This window comes from Bacillus sp. HMSC036E02 (assembly GCF_001836235.1).
GTDB lineage: Bacteria > Bacillota > Bacilli > Bacillales > Bacillaceae_G > Bacillus_A > Bacillus_A cereus.
This window is the reverse complement of record NZ_KV827850.1, coordinates 35009-55525: the sequence shown is the minus strand read 5'-3', so window position 1 is coordinate 55525 and position 20517 is coordinate 35009. Positions and strand designations below refer to the sequence as shown.

The following is a 20517-nucleotide window of genomic DNA, read 5'->3' as shown; positions in this document are numbered from 1 at the left end:
AACCTGAATAAATATTTACTACATTTTTATTTCTTCGTATATATCTATATAATATAAATCCTCTTTCAACTTCATAATAACATCTACTTCGTTATAAGTAGCCTCACGAGCATGTAAACCAAATTGATCCATACCAATCCATATCCACCCAGGTGTAAGATATAAAACATCTATATTAAAATAATCTAACTTAGTAAGCTCCGATGTAATAAATTTATCTTTATTAGCGATTTGTTTATCTATTAAACCGTATTCTTTCCCATTTTCAAATAGCGATATAAATTTCCCTACAATCGGATGTTCACGAACAATAAAATGATATTCTTTTTCCTCTATATTTACCACAATCAAACGAGAAACAGATAAATCAGGCCCTGAATTTGACATATTTGTTTATTCACCTCCTTATATAGGCTTCTTAAATATGATAACAAATGAATATTCAAATTAAGTTAATATAATGTAAAAAATAAAAAAGCTGATTTCCCTTTAGAAATCAGCCTTTATAATTTGATCAACTTTATTCTTTTACAAATTATTATAATGTTTCTTTTTCCTCATCATTTCCAGAAACTAAATTTCCTATAGCATCTGCTGTTACTTCCACTACAAATTCACAAATACCAGCCACAACTTCTCCAATTATTTCATCCATCTTTTTACCCCCTTATTTTATGTAACCTATTTGCATTATAGAAGAAACTGGTAAATACAAACTATCGAAAAAGGTGACATAAACCTTACAGAATTGTAAGCTCTTTCATTTCTTTACTTATCCCCTTTGAAACTCCAAGTATTTTTAGCAGACATATAGGCCATCATAATATGAAGCAAGTAATAATCTAGTGTCAGGAGGCGTTTAATATGTATTACGTAAAATTAATTAAAGGTCAATCTTTCTACGCTTTTGATCATCGTTTCTTAGTGTCTGAAGAAGAAGAGGTTTCAGAGAAAATTTATAATTACTTGCGACGTAATGAATTTTTTGAAGTACGTAAAGAAGAATATTCTGCTTAATTACAAAAAGCATTAAGAAAAATATCATCTTATTGTGATATATTCTTAATGCTTTTATGTGAATTTCTTCTTTTCAATAATTATTGTTGACTCTATTAAATAATCCAGTATTTGTCCAAGCTAATTCTTCACTATTTTCATATTCTAGTATATGAGGAGGTGAAGAATATGACTCATATCATTGATTACCAAGCTACTCAGCCTATAAGTAAAACTGGTGAAACAACTTTTGCAATCCCAGCTTCTCCAAATAAAGCAATTTTAGCAAATTTAAAATTGAGAATTTCAAGTAGAGATTCACGAAATAATCGAGTAGAATTAATCGCTACAATTGGTGTAGAAGGTATAACTGAGACTTCACAAGTTTTATTCCGAATTTTCCGTGATAACATTGAAATTTTTAATGCACAAGTAGGTATTGAATCTACAGATTCTGAACAATTCTACGTACAAACATTTCAAGCTATAGATCAAAACGTTAGCAGTGGAACACACGAATATTCATTAACTGTTGAAAACCTTACTAGTGGTGCAAGCGCAGAAGTTGTTGGCCCATTATCTTTTAGCGCTTTAGCTATTGGACAAGAGCGTAAATGTTGCTAAGTGAATCTAATATTTAATTTTGTACTTGAGAAAAGCGAGGCGTAGTTATACGTTCTTGCTTTTTTATATGTATCCTTACTTTCTATTAGCTTTAATCATAAATTTTTTACGTTTTGATTCACTTATTTCATCAATTAACACATCAAATTTTTGACAAATCAAAAAGATTGAAATCCAATTATGAAACACGTAATATAGACTCTGACTCTAAAAAAGTTCGTATGAAAATAATGCATAAATAAGGAGGTTTTATATACGAGTTTTTCATTTTTAAAAGACGGAGAGGTTTTATGTTATGTGGCGTAATAAAAACGTTTGGATTGTTCTAATTGGGGAGTTTATTGCAGGTCTAGGATTATGGCTTGGTATTCTTGGCAACCTTGAATTTATGCAAAAATATGTCCCTTCTGATTTCATGAAATCAGTTATATTATTTATCGGACTATTAGCCGGTGTTCTAGTTGGACCTATGGCTGGCCGTGTCATCGATCAGTATGAAAAGAAAAAAGTTCTTCTTTACGCTGGGTTTGGTCGAGTTTTAAGTGTTATTTTCATGTTTTTTGCTATTCAATTTGAAAGTATCGCATTTATGATCGCATTTATGGTTGCTCTTCAAATTTCAGCAGCATTTTATTTCCCTGCATTACAATCTGTAATTCCACTCATCGTACGTGAGCATGAGTTATTACAAATGAACGGTGTACATATGAATGTTGGTACAATTGCTCGTATTGCAGGCACTTCACTAGGTGGAATTCTTTTAGTTGTGATGAGTTTACAGTACATGTATGCCTTCTCAATGGCAGCATACGCCTTATTATTCCTCTCGACTTTCTTCCTACAATTCGAAGACAAGAAATCAACAACACCAAGTAAACAAGCTGCAAAAGATAATAGCTTTATGGAAGTATTTCGTATTTTAAAAGGAATTCCTATTGCTTTTACAGCACTTATATTAAGTATCATCCCTCTATTATTTATAGCTGGGTTTAATTTAATGGTTATTAACATTAGCGAAATGCAACATGATCCTACGATTAAAGGGTTCATATATACAATTGAAGGTGTCGCATTTATGTTAGGTGCCTTCGTAATTAAACGTCTATCTGATCATTTCAAACCTGAAAAATTACTATATTTCTTCGCAGTTTGTACTGCTTTTGCACATCTGTCATTGTTCTTTAGCGATATAAAATGGATGGCTCTTACATCATTTGGTTTGTTTGGGTTTAGTGTTGGCTGCTTCTTCCCTATTATGTCGACGATTTTCCAAACGAAAGTGGAAAAAAGTTATCACGGTCGCCTCTTCTCATTCCGTAATATGTTTGAGAGGGTTATGTTCCAAATCGTCTTACTTGGCACAGGCTTCTTCTTAGATACAATTGGGTTACAATATATGGTTCTCATCTTTGGAGTCGTTTCATTATTGATTATTTCTATTTCCCTTTCTAAGCAGAAACATTATGAAAAACAGCATTCGCAATCTGCAAATTTATAAAATAAACAAAGAAGTATGGGTCTAATATTGAATCCATACTTCTTTGTTTTATAATACGCCTATTTATTACGTTTATTGAAATTACCTAAAGGAGTATCCCCCTTTTATTTCGAATAGATTATAAAAAGTACTCTTTATAAAAGGAGTGGTAAAATGTCTGATGGCATCGAAGTATTTATTGTCCTGTTCTTTGCAATTGCTCTGTTTGGCATCCTAAACTTTTTAGCCATTTCCTTATCTGGACATAGTTTTAAAAAAAGAATCGTGGCAGGTTTCATATTTTTACTACTGACTCCCATTATCTTTTTGACTATCGCAACATTTGCTTCTATATTCGATAAAGCAGGATTTGGCGCAGGTACGTTAGCCTTTATGACCGCAAGCGTATATATATTAAATGGAATAGTGATTCTGCTTTCCTCTTTATTTATCCTCAAAAAAGACATAACATAGGCTATAGTACTAGCATGAATCTGACTTTACACTAGATTCATGCTTATTTAATTTCTCCTAAATTTTTATATGAAATTAAATAATTCTTTAAAAAAATTTAAACTTTATTTATTATAATATCCCTATCGTATTCGCACGTTTATTCAAATTTAAAAGAAAGGAGCACAAAATGAAAAAGGTTCTACTTACAATTCCTATACTAATCATCCTACTTAGTGGATGCAGCAATAACGATATATACGGTTCTTGGGAAGTCGTTGACAATAAAAAAGGTGAATGCCCTGTATATTATAAATTTGAAACAGTTGTCAAAAAAGAAAATAAAGAGGAAATTGTGCAAAATTTAGTAGAAATGCAAACAACAAAGAATAAAGACGATTTATATAAAGGCTCATTTGTCAAAAATTCTAATGTATATCACATTGATTATGGTAATTCATTTACATCGGACCAAACTTTAAAAGTTGCCGACGGTACATTAAATGTATACTTTTTGACAGCCGAAAAATTATGCACATATAAAAAGAAATGATTACATTTCAGAGGAGACGCAGAAAATATTTTCTGCGTTATTTCACTTTAGAAATCGTCCGCAAAAATAGCCCTTGTTTTCGTATTCTTTTTTATTCAAAACATGAGAAATATACTTAATAAAAACTAGAAAATATCTTAAGTTATATAAAATGAATCCTATAATAGACATTTCAATTAACACATCTACGCTATTTACATCGTTACTTTTCAAAATAGGCTAATCCTCCCTCTAAATTTGTCAATCGTTTTAATTTTCATAAAAAAATGATAAAATGTAAACATGTGTTTTCAGAATAATTAAAAACGCAGAATGAAAGCACTGTTTTTAGGAGGGGTTTTGATGACTTACACGTTAGCAACTAGAATGAAAGCATTCCAATCTTCTATATTTAGTGAATTAGGAGCCTATAAAAAAGAAAAAATTGCAGCAGGTCATAACATGATTGATTTGAGCATCGGAAATCCTGATATGCCGCCCGCTGATTTTGTAAGAGAAACAATGGTACATACAGCGAGTGAAAAAGAGAGCTATGGGTATACATTATCAGGTATTCAAGAATTTCACGAAGCTGTAACTGAATATTACAACAACACTCATAACGTTTTATTAAATGCGGATAAAGAAGTTTTATTATTAATGGGTTCACAAGACGGGCTCGTTCATTTACCTATGGTTTATGCAAATCCAGGTGATATTATATTAGTTCCTGATCCAGGATATACAGCTTATGAAACAGGTATTCAAATGGCTGGTGCAACATCTTACTACATGCCTTTAAAGAAAGAGAATGATTTCTTACCAGACTTAGAAGTCATCCCTGAAGAAATTGCCGATCAAGCGAAGATGATGATTTTAAACTTCCCAGGGAATCCCGTTCCAGCAATGGCTCATGAAGATTTCTTTAAAGAAGTAATCGCATTCGCGAAAAAGCATAATATTATCGTTGTCCATGATTTTGCTTATGCTGAATTTTATTTCGATGGTAATAAGCCAATTAGCTTTCTCTCTGTACCTGGTGCTAAAGAAGTTGGTGTAGAAATCAATTCTTTGTCAAAAAGTTATAGTTTAGCAGGTAGCCGTATTGGATATATGATTGGAAACGAAGAAATTGTTCGTGCACTTACTCAATTTAAATCTAATACCGATTACGGTGTATTTTTACCAATTCAAAAAGCGGCATCTGTAGCACTAAGAAATGGCGCTGCATTTTGTGAGAAAAACCGCGATATTTATCAAGAACGGAGAGATACTTTAGTCGATGGATTCCGAACATTTGGCTGGAATGTCGATAAGCCAGCTGGTAGTATGTTTGTCTGGGCTGAAATTCCACAAGGATGGACTTCTCTAGACTTCGCTTATGCATTAATGGATCGTGCGAATGTCGTTGTTACACCTGGTCATGCATTTGGACCTCATGGAGAAGGCTTCGTACGTATTGCACTCGTTCAAGATAAAGAAGTGTTGCAACAAGTTGTTGAAAATATTAGAAATAGCGGCATTTTCGTCCTTGAAAAAGTAGATGAATTAGTTAAAAATTAGTTCCCACTCCCCTGCTTAACTTTAGCAGGGGTATTATTAATTGGAGGTACTTTCATATGCATATTAAAGACACGCTTCCCCATCGTTATCCATTTTTAATGATTGATAAAGTAACAAATGTAAAACAAGGTGAATCCGTTACAGGATATAAACTCATTACAAATAACGAATGGTTTATAAATGATAGTCAAAAACATATGCCTCATATGTTAATTGTAGAATCACTTGCCCAGCTTAGTGCATTTGTACATACAAGTGATTCTGAAGGACTAGGATTTCTCTCCTCTTTAGATGGAGTTGAATTCCACGGAAAAGCATATCCCGGTGATAAACTTGATTTACATTATGAGCTAACGCGCAATCGCCGAGGTTTTATTCTTGGTAAAGGTATTGCAACTGTAAACGACCAGCCTATTGTAACTATAGAAAAACTATTAATATATCAAGCAGATTAAAGTGTTCCTTATATCAGTTGGAAATATCTATTCTCAACCAATTAAGTAAATAGGAAAACATATTACGTAGTTAGGAGCAGGAAAATGGAACGTACTATCGGTATCGATGCTGGAGGCACATTAACGAAAATAGCTTATTTTAACGAAAAAAAGCTATTAACTTTTGAAAAATTTTATTCACATGAACAACATAAAATAATAGATTGGATTAAAAACAACAATGGCATAAAACAAATATGTATTACGGGTGGTAAATCGAAACTATTACAGCATCTGCTTACAGGTTCATATAAAATAATAGAGCTAAACGAATTTGAATCTACTCTTGCAGGTGTCCAATACATATTAAAAGAAGAAAAACACACTATAAACAATTTTATTTTAACCAATATCGGTACAGGTACTTCTATCCATTATGTTTATAATGAACAATATATTCGCGCTGGTGGAACCGGAGTTGGCGGTGGGACTATTATGGGACTTTCAAAATTGTTAACAAATATAGATCATTTTGAAGATGTAATTCCTCTAACAAAAGTAGGATCTAGAAAAGAACTAGATATTACGGTTGGAGATATTTATGGTGGTATTCTCTCACCTATTGATAATAGCTTAACTGCTAGCAATTTTGGTAAAGCCGCTATTTCAGAATCGAAATATAATAGCTCAGACATACTTGCTACTATACAAGGACTTGTCGGTGAAGTCGTTACTGCATTAAGCCTTCAATTCGCTGAAACAAAAAACATTAAACATATTATTTATATTGGTTCGACTTTATGTAATAACGTACAACTTCAACATATTATAAGTAGCTACACCGAATATCAAAATAAAACACCAATCTTTTTACAAGATGGTGGTAATAGCGGTGCAATTGGTGCATTACTTCATGCTACGAAATAAAAAGCTGACTTTTGTCAGCTTTTTAAAAATGGCACTTCAAATTCAATAATTGATTCCCCGTTCTCTTCAATTCGCTCCACGCTTATTCTATCAATCACACAATTTAACTTCCCATGAAAACTAGGAATCTCCTTCACTACTTCAGCAGCTAATTTGGCACTTTCTTTTCTTCCGACTGTTACATGCGGGATGTACGGAATGTCTTCTTTCAAAAATTGTAATAAAGGTCCTGTATACAGCCTATCATGTAGTTCTTCTATTTGTTTTCTTCCTCTATCAACTTCTAAAAACAAATAGTTTCCTACGCTAGTGATACGATTTGCAAACTCAATTTCAATTTTGCCTCCCCCTTTTGATACATTAAAAATATGAGATTTTAATTCATCATTTGAAATATTACTCTTAAACGGGAATACGATTGTTATATGCGGTGGAATTAATCCAAATAAAGGATCATGTTTATGTCTAATGTTCTCTATTTTATCGATGGACATGTTGTTTAGAAAAAGTAAAATTGTACGCATTTTTATCCCCTCAACTTTTCCTCATTATAATATGTATCATATTCTATGACAGCCTGCCCTTCAACAACTTGTTTTGCTTACCTATAAAAATAAAAAAACTTCTCAAATGAGAAGTTTTCATATAGCATGATTATTATTTTCCCGCCAAACTTTTCTAAACTTATACTTTGAACTGTTCCACCACCGGGTAAATGATTAACAATTGCAACCACATCTGAATTATTACCAACGTATGTCCCAGTATATTTCTTAAAATCATCTGACCTAATATCATATATATCTTTTATTCTTTCTCCATTAGAACAAGCCGCAATGAATAAAAAAATTGTTAGCATAACGATCATGTTATGATGCATATATTTCATTTAGCATCCCCCATTTTTATCGATATTTCGTTAATTACAATATTTACTTTCAAATCCCTTTTAAATATACGCATTTTAATCAAAATTAAAAATTTTCATTTTTTATGTTTACAATTATCCATTAATTGTATATACTTACTAACGTAAGAAAAAAATTCTAAAAGGAGGTCGAAGGAAATGATGAAATTACAATTACATGCATTAACTTTAGCGTTAACTGCACCTGTGTTTTCTGGACAATTAAATATGAATTCGACCACCCTAATGGAGAATTGAAAATCGTACTTTATTTCATTTAATTCATAAATTCGCCACAGGAGGCCGTATACTTTCCTGTGGCTTTTTCACGCCCAGCCATAGGAGAACTGTATCTTCCTGTGGTTTTTTTGCGCGATTTTTTAGTCTCTTACATTATTTTTCTAAGAAAGGAGCAACATTCAATGACTATTAGCGTATTGTTTTTAAGTATTACGATTCAAAGAAATATAATTTCCAAAGATGAAATTCTTCATAATGAGCAAATTGAAAAAGCTATGAATGATGTTAAGGAGCGCCAAGCACTTTACTGTGATCACCTGTAATTCCTTTTCGAAAGGAGGAATTCATTTATGACTTTTCATATTTTCTTTTTTACGACTGTACTTCAAAAAAATAATTTATCTGAAAATGAAATCAATCGTAAACAACAGTTAAAACAACTGACTGATAAAATAACTGACATTAAAAGTTCATACTACACTCAAATGTATTAAAAATATATTTTAAAGGGGTAATATATTCATGAAATTTAAAGCATTCTTTTTAACAATCACCATTCAAAAACGTAAACTTTCACAGAAAGAGATTTTACGTGAGCAACACATCCAAAATATTATGGACGAAGTAAAAGAACGCCAATCTTCTTATTACACTCGTCTTTTCTAAAACACTTATAAAGGGGCAATTATTTTATGAAATTTAAAGTATTCTTTTTAACCATTACCATTCAAAAAAATAAATTTTCTGAGTCTGAAATGCTTCATGAACGACAAATTAATCAGGCTATGGATTCTGTAAAAGAAAGACAAAGTCATTACTGTAGTCACCTGTAATTTCTTATTACACCCGTTTTTTCTAAATCACTATAAAGGGGCAATTATTTTATGAAATTTAAAGTATTCTTTTTAACCATTACCATTCAAAAAAATAAATTTTCTGAGTCTGAAATGCTTCATGAACGACAAATTAATCAGGCTATGGATTCTGTAAAAGAAAGACAAAGTCATTACTGTAGTCATCTGTAATTCCAATTCGAAAGGAGGAATTCACATATGAAGTTTCACCTATTCTTTTTAACGATTACGATTCAAAAAGAAACAATATCTCAAAATGAATTAAAACAAGAAAGACAATATAAACAAGTTATTGATGAAATTCGAGATCGTAGAAGCAAATACTACACTCACCTTTAATCGTTTAACTATATAGAATTGAAAGGAGTCGATTATGATGATGATAGCACGCTGTAAGGAAATGATTTGGATAGTTCAGAGGGATTCCACATAGTTTTATAGAGCTTATGTCACACAAGTTCATCGCTGAATTTGATGTATAAAAAATATATAATAAAATCAAATCAACCCGCTTTTAATTATTTTTTTATAAACAAAAGATAAAAGATACACCACTTAAAAAGAGGTGTATCTTTCTCAGGTTTTACTATTTCCGATTACTTCTCTTCGTTTTAAACAATCTCACTAAGTTTGAAACAACTGTTTTTGTTACTGCATAAACTGGTACTGCTAAAATCATTCCGATGATTCCAGCAAAGTTACCTACCCCTAAAATTAGGATAATAATTGTTAATGGGTGGATGTTTAATTTCGAGCTCATAATACGTGGTGAAATAATATTACTTTCAAACTGTTGTACAATTGTTACGATAATAATTACGTATAAGGCTTGCATCGGAGATACGAACAGTCCTACAATAACAGCTGGTGCTGCTCCGATAAATGGACCTAAGTTAGGAATGATGTTTGTAAATGCTGCAATAATTCCTAAAACGAAAGCGTACGGTAAATCGATAATTAAATAACCGATAAAAGTAAACGCACCTACAAATATACAAACGAGCGCTTGCCCTTGAATATATGCAGATAATGTTTCGTTCGTTTCCTTAATGATACGAAGCCCCTCTTCACGGTAAGACTCTGGTAATAAACTTACCGCTTTCCCTGGAAAGGCATGTCCATCTTTAAACATGTAAAATAAAATGAACGGTACAGTAAATACAACTAATGCAACGTTCGTGATAATACCAAATAAAGCCGTTGCACTCGACGTAATTGTATTTGGTATATCTTTTAAGTATTCAATCGCATTTTTTTCAATTGTTTCAATGGAAACGTAGTTTTGTGTAGATAACCATTCAAACAACCTATGATGTGATAATTCTTGTATGTATACTTTTCCTTCTTTTATGTAGCCTGGCATATTTTTTACTAAGTCCATTAGCTGTTGTGAAATCGTAGGAACAACTACTCCAACGCCAACTGCAGTTAATGTTATGATAAAAAGATATAACAGCAATATCGCTAAATTTCTAGGTACTTTTTTATTCTCCAAAAAGATTAATACAGGATTAAATATGAAGTATAAAAAAAGCGCGATTAAGATTGGGAAAAATAATGTTGATATGAAGATACCAATCGGTTGAAATAAAAATGATATTTTTGTGCAAATAAATATGATTCCTACAACCATTAGCACTTCTAATGTCCAAAAGTGCACTTTTGATTTCAAAAAAATGGCCTCCTTTAAACTAGCACTTCTCTTCATTGTACCAAAATAAGTATGAATTTCACATAATATTTTCCTTTACAATATTCCAAAATACCAATAAATACACTACAATGAGATTACATACAAATTTGCAGGTAAAGGTGATAAAAATGACACAATGCATCATTTGCAGAAAAGATACGAAAGAACTTAGTGAACAATATGTCATTCCAGAAATATTATGTGGATATTATTTCACAAACTCAATTTGTGATACTTGTCATGAACAAATGACAACAAATATTGATCGTCCTTTAATTAGGCATAAATTGAGTCAATTTAAGATTGAACAAATGAAAAGACAAATTGATTCCCCACTCTATACGAATGAGCACGGTGAGGAACTTGCGGCTGCTGAGACTGATGTTGTCGAAGTAAGCGACGAAATTCTTTATTCTAATGCATTAATTATGAAACTATGTAAAAAGCACGATATTTCCTTACATAATGAAATTTGGAAAGAGGAACGTGTAACGAAAGTAGCCAGTTCTATTCAACGTGAATTGCTATTGGATAACCGTAAATATAAAATGAGTATATTAAAAATGGCTTATACATTCGCTGTACAAACAGTTGATGGCTACTTTGAAGATCAAGATGCGATTGATATCTCTACCATTCTCTCAAATGCAGATTTCGTGGAACTAAAAGAAAAAAGCATTGTACGTGATTTAAGCAAAAGTTCTTTATGGAATACGCTAAATACAAGTAGTGAAAATCATTACTTTATTTTACTTAGCGATAAAGACGGTCTGTTTTGCTTCATTCGTTTGTTTGACATTTTTGATGTTGTCGTTCATTTATCAGAAAAAAGATTTGACCTTCCATCACCCATTGTCGGTGTAAATAATGTGAATACACAGAAATTTTATGTCCAAAGTTTAAAACAGTATATGGATGGGCTGTTTAAAGAAAAAGCACCTACTATATAACAGAGACCAGAACATACGGTCTCCTTTCTTGATGAAAAGACACTGTGTTATAATGAGTATGAAAAGAACAATACAATCACATAAACCAATTATAAATTGTATATAAATAAAAAAGACTAGTGTGCGGCTACACACTAGTCAACGTAACTTAGCAGATTGGATTGTTCATTTATCCTATTTGTTTCTTACAAACAAAACAACCCACATTCTATAGGCATAGGTGGGTTGTTATTTTTTGAGCTTGTCTATTAAAACGACGACGAACGTTAACAATGCAACGAGAAACAGTCCACCCTGCAGTAGCAACGCTATTTCACTCACGTATTATCACCCCCCTCCTACTCGGAGAAGTGATAATTGAACAACCAACCGCACCTTAAGTTACCCTTTAATTTTACCATATTTTCTAATAATTTACGATGAAAACCCGCAAGCGAATAACTTGCGGGTTTTTTATCTCGTGTTAACAGGCAGTAAACAAAATGAAGCAATAAATAAGTGAAACTTTATTTCTCACTATTTTTTTAATGCATATGCATCAGCAATCATTTCACCAACAATTTTATTTTCTTCTTTCTTCTCGTCTTTCAATAATGGGAATAACAATTCTGCCACTTCATACGCTTCTTCTAAATGCGGATATCCTGATAAAACAAACGTATCAATTCCTAACGATTCATATTCTTTTATCCTTTCTGCTACTGTATGCGGATCGCCTACAAGTGCAGTACCTGCCCCACCTCTTACAAGTCCGATTCCAGCCCATAAATTAGGGCTTATCTCTAACGACTCTCTCGTACCTTTATTTAAATGGGTCATCCGTTTTTGACCAACCGAATCATATCTTGCAAATGTCTTTTGAGCAAGCTCAATTGTTTCATTATCCACATATTGAATTAAACGTTCTGCCTCTTCCCATGCTTCTTCTTCTGTTTCTCTTACAATTACGTGTAATCTAATGCCAAATCGCACTGTACGCCCCTTCTCTTCTGCAAGTTTTCTTACTTCTTCTATTTTCTCTTTCACTTGCTCTGGCGGCTCTCCCCACGTTAAATATACATCACTATGTTCAGCTGCTACTTCTTTTCCAGCAGCTGACGATCCTCCGAAATATATAGGAGGATATGGCGTTTGAACTGGTGGGAATACAACTTTACTATCTGTAACTTTAATATGTTTTCCTTCTAAAGAGATCGTTTCACCTTGCAATGTCGATTTCCAAACTTTTAAAAATTCATCCGCTGCTTCATATCTTTCATCATGATCAAGATATAATCCATCTCCTTGTAGTTCAACTGGATCTCCTCCAGCTACTACATTAATAAGCAGCCTCCCATGTGAAATTCTATCAAATGTAGATGCCATCCTCGCTGCAACTGTAGGGGACATTAGTCCTGGTCTCACTGCTACTAAAAATTTTAGTTTTTCTGTTTCAGCAGCAAGAGCTGAAGCTAACACCCAAGGGTCTTCACATCCTTGACCAGTTGGAAGTAAAACACCCGTCTATCCTAAATAATCAGCTGCCGCAGCAACTTGCTTATAATAACCATATTCAGCTGCTCTTCCTCGTTTTGTCGTTCCTAAATATCGACCATCTCCATAAGCCGGAATAAACCATAATAATTCCATACCTTTACACACCCCTTATTTATTTTGAATCGTATACTAACACATTCTATATAAATTACCCCTAATAATTTATATGTTAATTCCCTGTCTCACCTTTAAAGTTATCTCGCCATCTTAAAAACTTCACTTCTAGTAAACGTACTAGAGAGTCAGAAAACTTCCCAACAAATGCAAATATAATTATGCCGACAAATACGATATCTGTATTTGAAAATTGCCTTGCATCCATAATCATATAGCCAATACCTTCTGTAGACCCCATAAGTTCTGCTACTACTAAACTCACCCACGCAACACCTAACGATAACCTTGCTCCTAGTAAAAGGTTAGGCAATGCAGCTGGTAAAATTAGTTTCGTGATTAATTTTCTTTTACTAAACTCTAACACTCTCGCAACATCAAATAACTTTGAATCCACACCTCTAATACCTAAAAATGCGTTTACGTATAAAGGAAAAAATGCACCATCTGCAATTAATAACACTTTTGATGTTTCACCAAAACCGAACCATAATACGAAAAGCGGCGCAACAGCTAAATGAGGTACAGTTCTTAACATTTGCACAGATGGGTCTAAATATTGCTCACTTCTCGTTGAAAATCCAACAATCGTTCCTAAAATGATTCCTAAGCCCCCACCAATAAAGAAACCAGCCGCAGCCCTGAATACACTAATACTTAAATGGCCGAATAACTCTCCTGTTTTAATAAGCTCTTGGAAAGCTAGAAAAATATCTAATGGTGTTGGTAAAACTGTTTTAGAAACAAGACCGAATACGCCAGCCAACTGCCAAATTATTAATATAATAACCGGTATAGTAATCGCCCTTACTAAAACTTTTACATTTAACTTTCGTACCTTCTTTATGCCATTTTTCTTAATCGTTATACTCGCTGGTTTCATAACAGCTTTCGTATTTTCCACTTTACAAAACCTCTTTTCACTTCGCTTTCAATGCTTTTTCTACGAAAGAATTATCTACAACTTTTTCCGTCTTAATTTCTTTCTTTATAGAACCGAGCTTATATTGAAAATCCGCAGTCTTTTGTTGTTCTGCTATTATTTCCTTAGTTACCGGAACTAAAATTGGTTTGTCGTGATTAAACACTTCTTTTACAATCTCTGCATCTATCTTTTTTACAGAAGTGTATACTTTTATTGCTTCATCTAAGTTAGCATCTTGCCATACACGTGCTTTCTCATAAACTTTGAGGAATTTCTCAACTAATTCTGGATGTTCTTTCGCAAATTTTGTCCTCGTAATTAAAAATTCTGGTGAAGAGACATTTAATGTTTCACCGTCTGCAATCACCTTCGCACCTTTATTTAACGTATGTAATGATATGAAAGGGTCCCAAATCGCCCATGCATCTACTGATCCTGATTCGAATGCAGGCTGCGCTTCATCTGGTTGTAATTGAATGACATTTACATCTTTTGCATCAATACCTTCTTTATCAAGTGCTCGATATAATAAATTAAAGGCACTACTTCCTTTTGCTACTGCAATTTTTTTACCTTTTAAATCTTTTACACTCGCAATCTTACTATCTTTTTGAACGAGAATTCCAGTTCCTTTTCTCGCATAACTTGTATTGGCGATTTCGGTAAATCCAATACCTGCTGCTTGCGCTGAAATGACTGGAGAATTCCCTACTTCACCAAAGTCTAACCGGTTTGATGCGATTGCTTCAAAATAAGGAGGTCCACTTTGGAACTCTGTCCATTTCACTTTAACTCCTTCTTTTTTAAACTCCTCTTCAAACCATCCCTTTTTCTTTGCTAGTAATAGCGGGCTTAATCCTTGCTGTATACCAATTTCTATTGTTACATCTTCTTTCTTACTACTTGCTGTACTTTTTTCACATCCTAATAAACATACTGATATAGCTAAAGCAAAAGAAAGAATTTTAAATTTTTTATACATATAAAATCATCCTTTTCCTATATACTTGTTTGAATCAACCCTCCATATTCAAACTGCTGTAATACTTTCGTTCGAAGTTGTTGGAACGATTGAGAAGTTTTATTTCGCGGATAAGGCAAATTATTTTCAATCACTTTATGTATTTTCCCTGGTTTTGCACTCATAATGATGATTCGGTTTGAAAGATATATCGCTTCGTCTATATCATGTGTAACGAATATCATTGTTGTTTTCTTCTGCTCCCAAATATTTAGCAATACTTCTTGTAAATGACTTCGAGTAAAAGCATCCAGCGCTCCAAAAGGTTCATCAAGTAATAATACATTCGGATCTCTTAATAACGCTCTCGCTATCGCAACACGTTGTGACATCCCGCCTGAAATCTCTTTCGGATACGATTTTTCAAAGCCATCTAACCGAACGATTTCAACCCATTCTCTCACCTTATCTTTCACATACTTATCTTTTAACGACAAATCTGCCGCTATATTTTCTTCAACTGTTAACCATGGAAAAAGCCTATGTTCTTGAAAAATAAAACCTTGTTTCTTACTCGGTTTTAAGATAGGATCCCCGTCAATAACAACTTCCCCTTCAAAATCATTATCTAGACCGGCAACAATTTTTAGTAATGTACTTTTTCCGCACCCACTCGGACCAATTACTGTAACAAAATCCCCTTTCTCTAATTGAAAATTAATATTCTCTAATACTTGAACAGTACCAGTTTGTTTCAAAAAATATTTTGATACCCCATCAATTGAAACAGTCATTTCTTCTCCTCCTTAAAATGATTCATATAAATGAACAGATTCAGTATTTGTGCAATAAAAAAAACCAAAGGCATTTTATCAACAGATAAAATGCCTTTGGTTTCTCCAATCAGCAATACGTTATGGAATTAAGTACATATTATACAAATATTTCCGATAAGTCAACTAGGTTTTATCAAAACATACATATGATTCGTTTGAATATTTTTACTGTTGTTTATTTGAACAATATCATTTACTTACTATTTTTTCTGATTTTTAATCCACTGTAACCAATAAGAAAACTCACACGCTAAATGCATTTGATGGGATTTAATAACTAAGCGACGAAATTTCTACAAAAAAAAGAGTAATTTCAAGAAATATGCTACTAACCTTAGATTTATTAAAAAAGTTAGATCATATAACTTGAGACTACTCATTCCCATTCAAAATATTTATGTAATTAAATTTTATTTCCTCTGCACCCTGGCTGTCTCCAAAACTATTGGTGGCAGCTCTTTTTGAATGATTTCTTTTAATCCATAAAGAGCTTTCCTCACGTAACCACCTTCGAAATTCCCTAATGGTTCTGGTAATTCATCTTCATCCAATATGAAGTATTCTCCATTTGGAAGTACCATAATATCGATGATTAAATCTTCAAAGGAAACCACTTCATCTTTTATTTGTGTGTTTTTTACAATATTAAAATAGGAACCTAAATACTTTCCTTTTATATCTCTCCATACGTATAAATTGTACGGACGATCTTTCCAGTAATATGCGATTGTATAACTTCCTTTTGGGATTGTTAACTTAGTATCATTTGCAGTCATTGTAAATGAATACTGCACCTCGTGAAATAAAACGATACTTTGTGATTGCTTTTCAAGTAATAAGCAATTGTGATCTACTATTGTTGAGTTATACCGGATTTTTCTTTCTATAATTTCAATTTTCGATGTAAGTAACTTATTCATTATTTTGTTTCCCCTTATGCTAGTTCTATCCTCAATTATATCCATTTATGTAGTGATAAAGAAGTGTATAGTTTTTTATATAATGATTTATAAAAGTATATAATAAAAACTCCTTCTTATTTAGAAAGAGTTTTTCACTATCCATGTTTCATAATTTTTTCACTTCTAACGGAAGCTCATTTGTTTTTATGTAACTAACAGCACTATTACTCATGTTTTAACTTTTCCTTAACCGCATCATAAAATTTTCGTTCTTCATCAACATTTAAGTAAACACGACTTACTGTTTTAGAAAAGCCGTATAACAACTGCGCTTTCACTGGCTCTTTTAATGTTATTTCAAAAGTAGCAGGTTCTTTTATGAACTCCATAACAGTTGCATCCAATACCTGTTTCCTTTCTTTTGCCGTTAGCAATTCACCCTTGTAGAACGCAATATTATCAATTTGTGTAAATGGCATAACAATTTTCTTTCCTAATCCGATTTGAATGACTACTTGTTCTTCTGTTACGACAAGGGGATTTTTGCGCATCGCTTGTATTTCAGCTATAAAATAAATCATCGCGTATACATTTAAAATAAGTAAAATCCATGCTATTACTGGATTCCACTGATGTAGTAAATAATGAAAACCAATGCTTTCAATTATTGTTGCATGAATAATCATGATATACACACCTATAGCACCAGTCTTTTTATGATATGAGTATACAGATTTACCTGTTGGTACTTTTTCACGCCACGATAAAAACGCATAATAGATTAACTTACACTCTGTTAGGATGACATCTACTAACTTACTTCTTTTCATAGTAGCGTCAAACGCTGCATCAATTGCATAAGAAAAGGAATAATTTTCTCTTCTATATTCTTTATATTTTTTTATTATTTTAGGAAGCACTCTAACAATTTTATAGAGAAGGAATAATTCTAGACCTACAAATGCAATTTCAGCCGCAACAATAATATAAAAGATGAATGAAAAAGCTTGTAAATAGTCACTTGGAATAATAAATCTCGCAAAAATATAACCAGCTATTACAACAGGAACTATATACGTTAACGAGTATCTTTTTCGAATAATGAAGAAATACGTGATGATTGGAATGACAAACATGCAATCTAATAATGACCCAAGCACAACTTCTTTCGGCGCAACTGGTACAATTGGAAGGGCATACAATAAATAGTTTGGTAGCATAATTAAAAAGACGAGTCCAATCCAAACACCTTTTCGCCTTCGTGATAGTGTAACCTCCATACGTTCACTCCTTTATTTAAAAACCTCATTTAAATGGTCTTTATAAAATGAAATGGCACGTTCAAATTCTTTTACTTCCTCTACTTTCACGACAGTTTCAAGTAATAATTTCATCGCTGATTCGTGATCGTTTACGTTATATTTTGCTAATGATAAAAATACTTTCATCGGAGCGTTCTCTGGGAATTTTTTCACCCCAGCTTCTAATACTGTAATTGCCTTTTCATATTCCCCTATACAACGATATGTACTTCCTAAACCAATATAAGCACCGCAAAGCGATTCGCCATCAAGTCCATTTGCGATTGCCTGCTCATAATACGGAACTGCTTCTGTTTCTAGCCCCATTACATCATGTATCCACGCACACTGATACAGTACTTCTGCATCCTTTGTAAAGTTTGTTAATCCTATAAGCATCTCTTTAGACTGCGCATATTTCTTTTCGTTTCTAAGTTTAATAGCTTGCTTTAATAAATGTTCCATAGAATCCACTCCTCACCAATTATTCTGTGTATAGCTCTTGATTGGTATACGCTTCACATTCGTGTAAAAGTAAAATTCCCACCAATTAAAGTTTCGCTTACTTATTACTATGCGGATTCATTCTCATCTAAAAACTTAATTTTAAAAAGCAGTGACACGATTACATAATAACTCTAAGCTTTTGACAATTTCTTTCGCTGTTTCATCTTTCCCATTACACAACTTCCCTTTACCATCCTGTCCAATTACATAATGCACAGCTCCGCGCGAATATAAAGAATGTGGTGAATTCGCAATCATTACATTCGCCCTTGCTTCTTTCATTCTATTTTTTGCTCTTTCAAACAGTTCTTCTTCATTTAAATCACTTTCAAGTTTAAAACCAACAAGTACTGTTTCTGGGTCCCATTCTTTTATTTGTTTTAATACTTTTGGAGCCTTTTGAAAGTGAATAATCGGTGCTATATCACTTGAAATTTTTCCGTTCATATTAAGAACATTACCATCTTGATCACAAATTTTCTCCACAATCCAATCTGATCCAGCCGCTGCCATAATGACTGCATCAATCTTTTCATGTGATATGATACTTTTCATTTTATCTTGTAAATCAACGATTCCTTCAAATGGATGTAATTCTAACCCTCTATGTACATCACTCGGTTTCTCCGCAAAATAACCGTGTAAATATATAACATGTGCCCCTTTAGCTAGAAGTTCTTCTGCGATTATCCTTCCGATTGTACCTTTGGCCATATTCGTATGCCCGCGTACTTGATCCCATTTTTCTAGACAACCACCGCTCGTAATTAATACCTTTTTCCCCTTCATTGTAACCATCCCTTACTAATTTTTCTTACGAAACCATTCTGTTCCAAAGTCAACTATATCACGCTGTTTCATTAGACGACACATTGCATTCCCTATCTTCCCATTTTTTACAGTTCCTTTTCGCTCAAACTCCACACCAATTTCTACAAACTTCTCAGATTCGTAATCCATTTCAAAAAACTCTTTCCACACTCTTTCACCGTTTTCTATAATAGGTGCTCCTACTTGTATTAACTCACATGCACCAGAACGCACCTCGGATAAATGAACAGACGTATTGGAATCATATCCAACACCAATTAATAATACGTACCCGTCTAAATCATATATTTTTCTTAATGGAGATTCTTCTCCAAAGCTCATTGATAACGAATGGTTCATTGTTATTTCTACTGCATGTTTTCCCCATGCAGCAAAACTTCCTAACGGATGATTACTACGTACTACATTCGGATATGTACGAAAACATTCAACTATTTCACCCATTCCCCTTGTTGGGGTTATACGTGAATCAAATGCTGGGACGTTATCTCGGATAATTTGCCACCAGTCTTCCGGTACAGGTGGTCTTGACCAATGTTTCGGATCGGACAAATCCGAAGATTGCGTTGGCATTATTATCGTTCCTTCTTCCGTAACAACTTTCATTAATGCTTCTACTACAGCAACCGCACCACCAGATATCCACCCGATAGAACTTAGTGATGAATGAACGATAATTGTCATTCCTTTTTCGACTCCTAATGCTTTTAAATCTTTTGTTATTGTTTCGATTGTATTTGGAAATTGTGTACTTGCTACTATTTCATTCATTTTCATATTGGTTCCCCCACTAGCTACGTAAATTTAAACTTCTATATAAATATATTATCATATTTTTCTTAATTTTTAACTTAATCATTTTTCACATCTATAAAAAATAGTAATATGATTACACAAAAAAACATTTAAATTATAATATTCAGATTTAAAACACAAAAAGAAAGTGAAGATTTT

At 32.9% G+C, this 20517-nt stretch carries 27 protein-coding genes and 2 pseudogenes; 15 read left to right on the top strand and 14 right to left on the bottom strand.

Annotated features, from left to right (window positions below; all coding sequences use genetic code 11):
- Positions 1–18: 18 nt before the first annotated feature.
- Positions 19–387 (bottom strand): hypothetical protein, encoded by a 369-nt coding sequence (locus HMPREF2590_RS14375; RefSeq protein WP_000071478.1) that lies wholly within the window; start codon positions 385–387, stop codon positions 19–21.
- A gap of 477 nt (positions 388–864) precedes the next feature.
- Between HMPREF2590_RS14375 and HMPREF2590_RS29010 the strand changes: the two genes are divergently transcribed.
- The 8 genes from HMPREF2590_RS29010 (at position 865) to coaW (ending at position 7006) form a co-directional block, all read left to right on the top strand.
- Complete coding sequence (locus HMPREF2590_RS29010) at positions 865–1017, top strand: YqbF domain-containing protein (protein ID WP_000291905.1); 153 nt, start codon at positions 865–867, stop codon at positions 1015–1017.
- Positions 1018–1185: 168 nt separating this feature from the next.
- Positions 1186–1620 carry an exosporium protein ExsC gene (gene exsC, locus HMPREF2590_RS14365; protein WP_000148797.1) on the top strand — a complete coding sequence of 145 codons (435 nt, stop codon included), beginning with the start codon at positions 1186–1188 and terminating at the stop codon, positions 1618–1620.
- A 295-nt stretch (positions 1621–1915) separates the two neighbouring features.
- Positions 1916–3118 carry an MFS transporter gene (locus HMPREF2590_RS14360; RefSeq protein ID WP_000269261.1) on the top strand — a complete coding sequence of 401 codons (1203 nt, stop codon included), beginning with the start codon at positions 1916–1918 and terminating at the stop codon, positions 3116–3118.
- A gap of 153 nt (positions 3119–3271) precedes the next feature.
- Entirely contained in the window at positions 3272–3571 is a 300-nt protein-coding gene (locus tag HMPREF2590_RS29975; RefSeq protein ID WP_070861457.1) for a hypothetical protein, read from the top strand.
- Positions 3572–3740: 169 nt separating this feature from the next.
- A complete protein-coding gene (locus HMPREF2590_RS14350; protein WP_000757017.1) occupies positions 3741–4103 on the top strand; it encodes a hypothetical protein in 363 nt (120 codons plus the stop codon).
- A 342-nt stretch (positions 4104–4445) separates the two neighbouring features.
- The gene (locus tag HMPREF2590_RS14345; protein WP_000222700.1) at positions 4446–5645 is read left to right on the top strand and encodes an LL-diaminopimelate aminotransferase; all 1200 of its coding nucleotides are present in this window, start codon (positions 4446–4448) and stop codon (positions 5643–5645) included.
- Positions 5646–5701: 56 nt separating this feature from the next.
- On the top strand, positions 5702–6100 hold the full coding sequence (locus HMPREF2590_RS14340) for a 3-hydroxyacyl-ACP dehydratase FabZ family protein (protein ID WP_000547659.1): 399 nt from the start codon (positions 5702–5704) through the stop codon (positions 6098–6100).
- A gap of 84 nt (positions 6101–6184) precedes the next feature.
- The gene (coaW, locus tag HMPREF2590_RS14335) at positions 6185–7006 is read left to right on the top strand and encodes a type II pantothenate kinase (RefSeq protein ID WP_000442493.1); all 822 of its coding nucleotides are present in this window, start codon (positions 6185–6187) and stop codon (positions 7004–7006) included.
- A gap of 14 nt (positions 7007–7020) precedes the next feature.
- On the opposite strand, the gene HMPREF2590_RS14330 is transcribed toward coaW, so the two are convergent.
- Together HMPREF2590_RS14330 and HMPREF2590_RS14325 are read right to left on the bottom strand one after the other, a co-directional pair.
- Entirely contained in the window at positions 7021–7530 is a 510-nt protein-coding gene (locus tag HMPREF2590_RS14330; protein ID WP_044584563.1) for a 2'-5' RNA ligase family protein, read from the bottom strand.
- 134 nt (positions 7531–7664) lie between these two features.
- Positions 7665–7895 (bottom strand): annotated as a pseudogene (locus HMPREF2590_RS14325) (DUF4825 domain-containing protein); the annotation flags it as partial.
- A 440-nt stretch (positions 7896–8335) separates the two neighbouring features.
- Between HMPREF2590_RS14325 and HMPREF2590_RS14315 the strand changes: the two are divergent.
- From HMPREF2590_RS14315 to HMPREF2590_RS14290, 6 genes are read left to right on the top strand one after another with little or no spacing between them, the layout of a single operon-like run.
- Complete coding sequence (locus tag HMPREF2590_RS14315) at positions 8336–8476, top strand: YrzI family small protein (protein ID WP_000156176.1); 141 nt, start codon at positions 8336–8338, stop codon at positions 8474–8476.
- A 27-nt stretch (positions 8477–8503) separates the two neighbouring features.
- Entirely contained in the window at positions 8504–8647 is a 144-nt protein-coding gene (locus HMPREF2590_RS14310) for a YrzI family small protein (protein ID WP_000142715.1), read from the top strand.
- A gap of 28 nt (positions 8648–8675) precedes the next feature.
- Entirely contained in the window at positions 8676–8819 is a 144-nt protein-coding gene (locus HMPREF2590_RS14305) for a YrzI family small protein (protein ID WP_000668963.1), read from the top strand.
- 26 nt (positions 8820–8845) lie between these two features.
- Entirely contained in the window at positions 8846–8986 is a 141-nt protein-coding gene (locus HMPREF2590_RS14300) for a YrzI family small protein (protein WP_000669805.1), read from the top strand.
- A gap of 51 nt (positions 8987–9037) precedes the next feature.
- A complete protein-coding gene (locus HMPREF2590_RS14295; RefSeq protein WP_000669805.1) occupies positions 9038–9178 on the top strand; it encodes a YrzI family small protein in 141 nt (46 codons plus the stop codon).
- 27 nt (positions 9179–9205) lie between these two features.
- Positions 9206–9346: a YrzI family small protein gene (locus tag HMPREF2590_RS14290; protein ID WP_000668497.1), complete on the top strand. Its 141-nt coding sequence runs from the start codon at positions 9206–9208 to the stop codon at positions 9344–9346.
- A 247-nt stretch (positions 9347–9593) separates the two neighbouring features.
- Here HMPREF2590_RS14290 and HMPREF2590_RS14285 read toward each other — a convergent pair whose 3' ends face one another.
- Positions 9594–10679, bottom strand: a complete 1086-nt coding sequence (locus tag HMPREF2590_RS14285) for an AI-2E family transporter (protein WP_000837892.1) — start codon at positions 10677–10679, stop codon at positions 9594–9596.
- A 149-nt stretch (positions 10680–10828) separates the two neighbouring features.
- On the opposite strand from HMPREF2590_RS14285, the gene HMPREF2590_RS14280 reads away from it, so the two are divergent.
- The gene (locus HMPREF2590_RS14280; protein ID WP_000189710.1) at positions 10829–11650 is read left to right on the top strand and encodes an HNH endonuclease; all 822 of its coding nucleotides are present in this window, start codon (positions 10829–10831) and stop codon (positions 11648–11650) included.
- Between the two features lie 228 nt (positions 11651–11878).
- Here HMPREF2590_RS14280 and HMPREF2590_RS30780 read toward each other — a convergent pair whose 3' ends face one another.
- The 10 genes and pseudogenes from HMPREF2590_RS30780 to HMPREF2590_RS14230 form a co-directional block, all read right to left on the bottom strand.
- Entirely contained in the window at positions 11879–11971 is a 93-nt protein-coding gene (locus tag HMPREF2590_RS30780; protein ID WP_001289320.1) for a putative holin-like toxin, read from the bottom strand.
- A 195-nt stretch (positions 11972–12166) separates the two neighbouring features.
- Positions 12167–13279 (bottom strand): annotated as a pseudogene (gene ssuD, locus HMPREF2590_RS14270) (FMNH2-dependent alkanesulfonate monooxygenase).
- Positions 13280–13355: 76 nt separating this feature from the next.
- On the bottom strand, positions 13356–14204 hold the full coding sequence (locus tag HMPREF2590_RS14265; RefSeq protein ID WP_000432134.1) for an ABC transporter permease: 849 nt from the start codon (positions 14202–14204) through the stop codon (positions 13356–13358).
- 16 nt (positions 14205–14220) lie between these two features.
- Positions 14221–15207 (bottom strand): aliphatic sulfonate ABC transporter substrate-binding protein, encoded by a 987-nt coding sequence (locus HMPREF2590_RS14260; RefSeq protein ID WP_000276905.1) that lies wholly within the window; start codon positions 15205–15207, stop codon positions 14221–14223.
- 17 nt (positions 15208–15224) lie between these two features.
- The gene (locus tag HMPREF2590_RS14255) at positions 15225–15980 is read right to left on the bottom strand and encodes an ABC transporter ATP-binding protein (protein WP_002005342.1); all 756 of its coding nucleotides are present in this window, start codon (positions 15978–15980) and stop codon (positions 15225–15227) included.
- Between the two features lie 452 nt (positions 15981–16432).
- A complete protein-coding gene (locus HMPREF2590_RS14250; protein WP_001037878.1) occupies positions 16433–16942 on the bottom strand; it encodes a ribonuclease FAU-1 family protein in 510 nt (169 codons plus the stop codon).
- Between the two features lie 206 nt (positions 16943–17148).
- Positions 17149–18204, bottom strand: a complete 1056-nt coding sequence (locus HMPREF2590_RS14245; protein WP_050821905.1) for a hypothetical protein — start codon at positions 18202–18204, stop codon at positions 17149–17151.
- Positions 18205–18216: 12 nt separating this feature from the next.
- Positions 18217–18690, bottom strand: coding sequence for a tetratricopeptide repeat protein (locus tag HMPREF2590_RS14240; protein ID WP_000400636.1), 474 nt, complete (start codon positions 18688–18690; stop codon positions 18217–18219).
- Between the two features lie 141 nt (positions 18691–18831).
- Positions 18832–19521, bottom strand: coding sequence for a phosphopantothenoylcysteine decarboxylase domain-containing protein (locus HMPREF2590_RS14235; RefSeq protein WP_000676724.1), 690 nt, complete (start codon positions 19519–19521; stop codon positions 18832–18834).
- Positions 19522–19536: 15 nt separating this feature from the next.
- Complete coding sequence (locus HMPREF2590_RS14230; RefSeq protein ID WP_000783343.1) at positions 19537–20340, bottom strand: AAC(3) family N-acetyltransferase; 804 nt, start codon at positions 20338–20340, stop codon at positions 19537–19539.
- Positions 20341–20517: the final 177 nt, after the last annotated feature.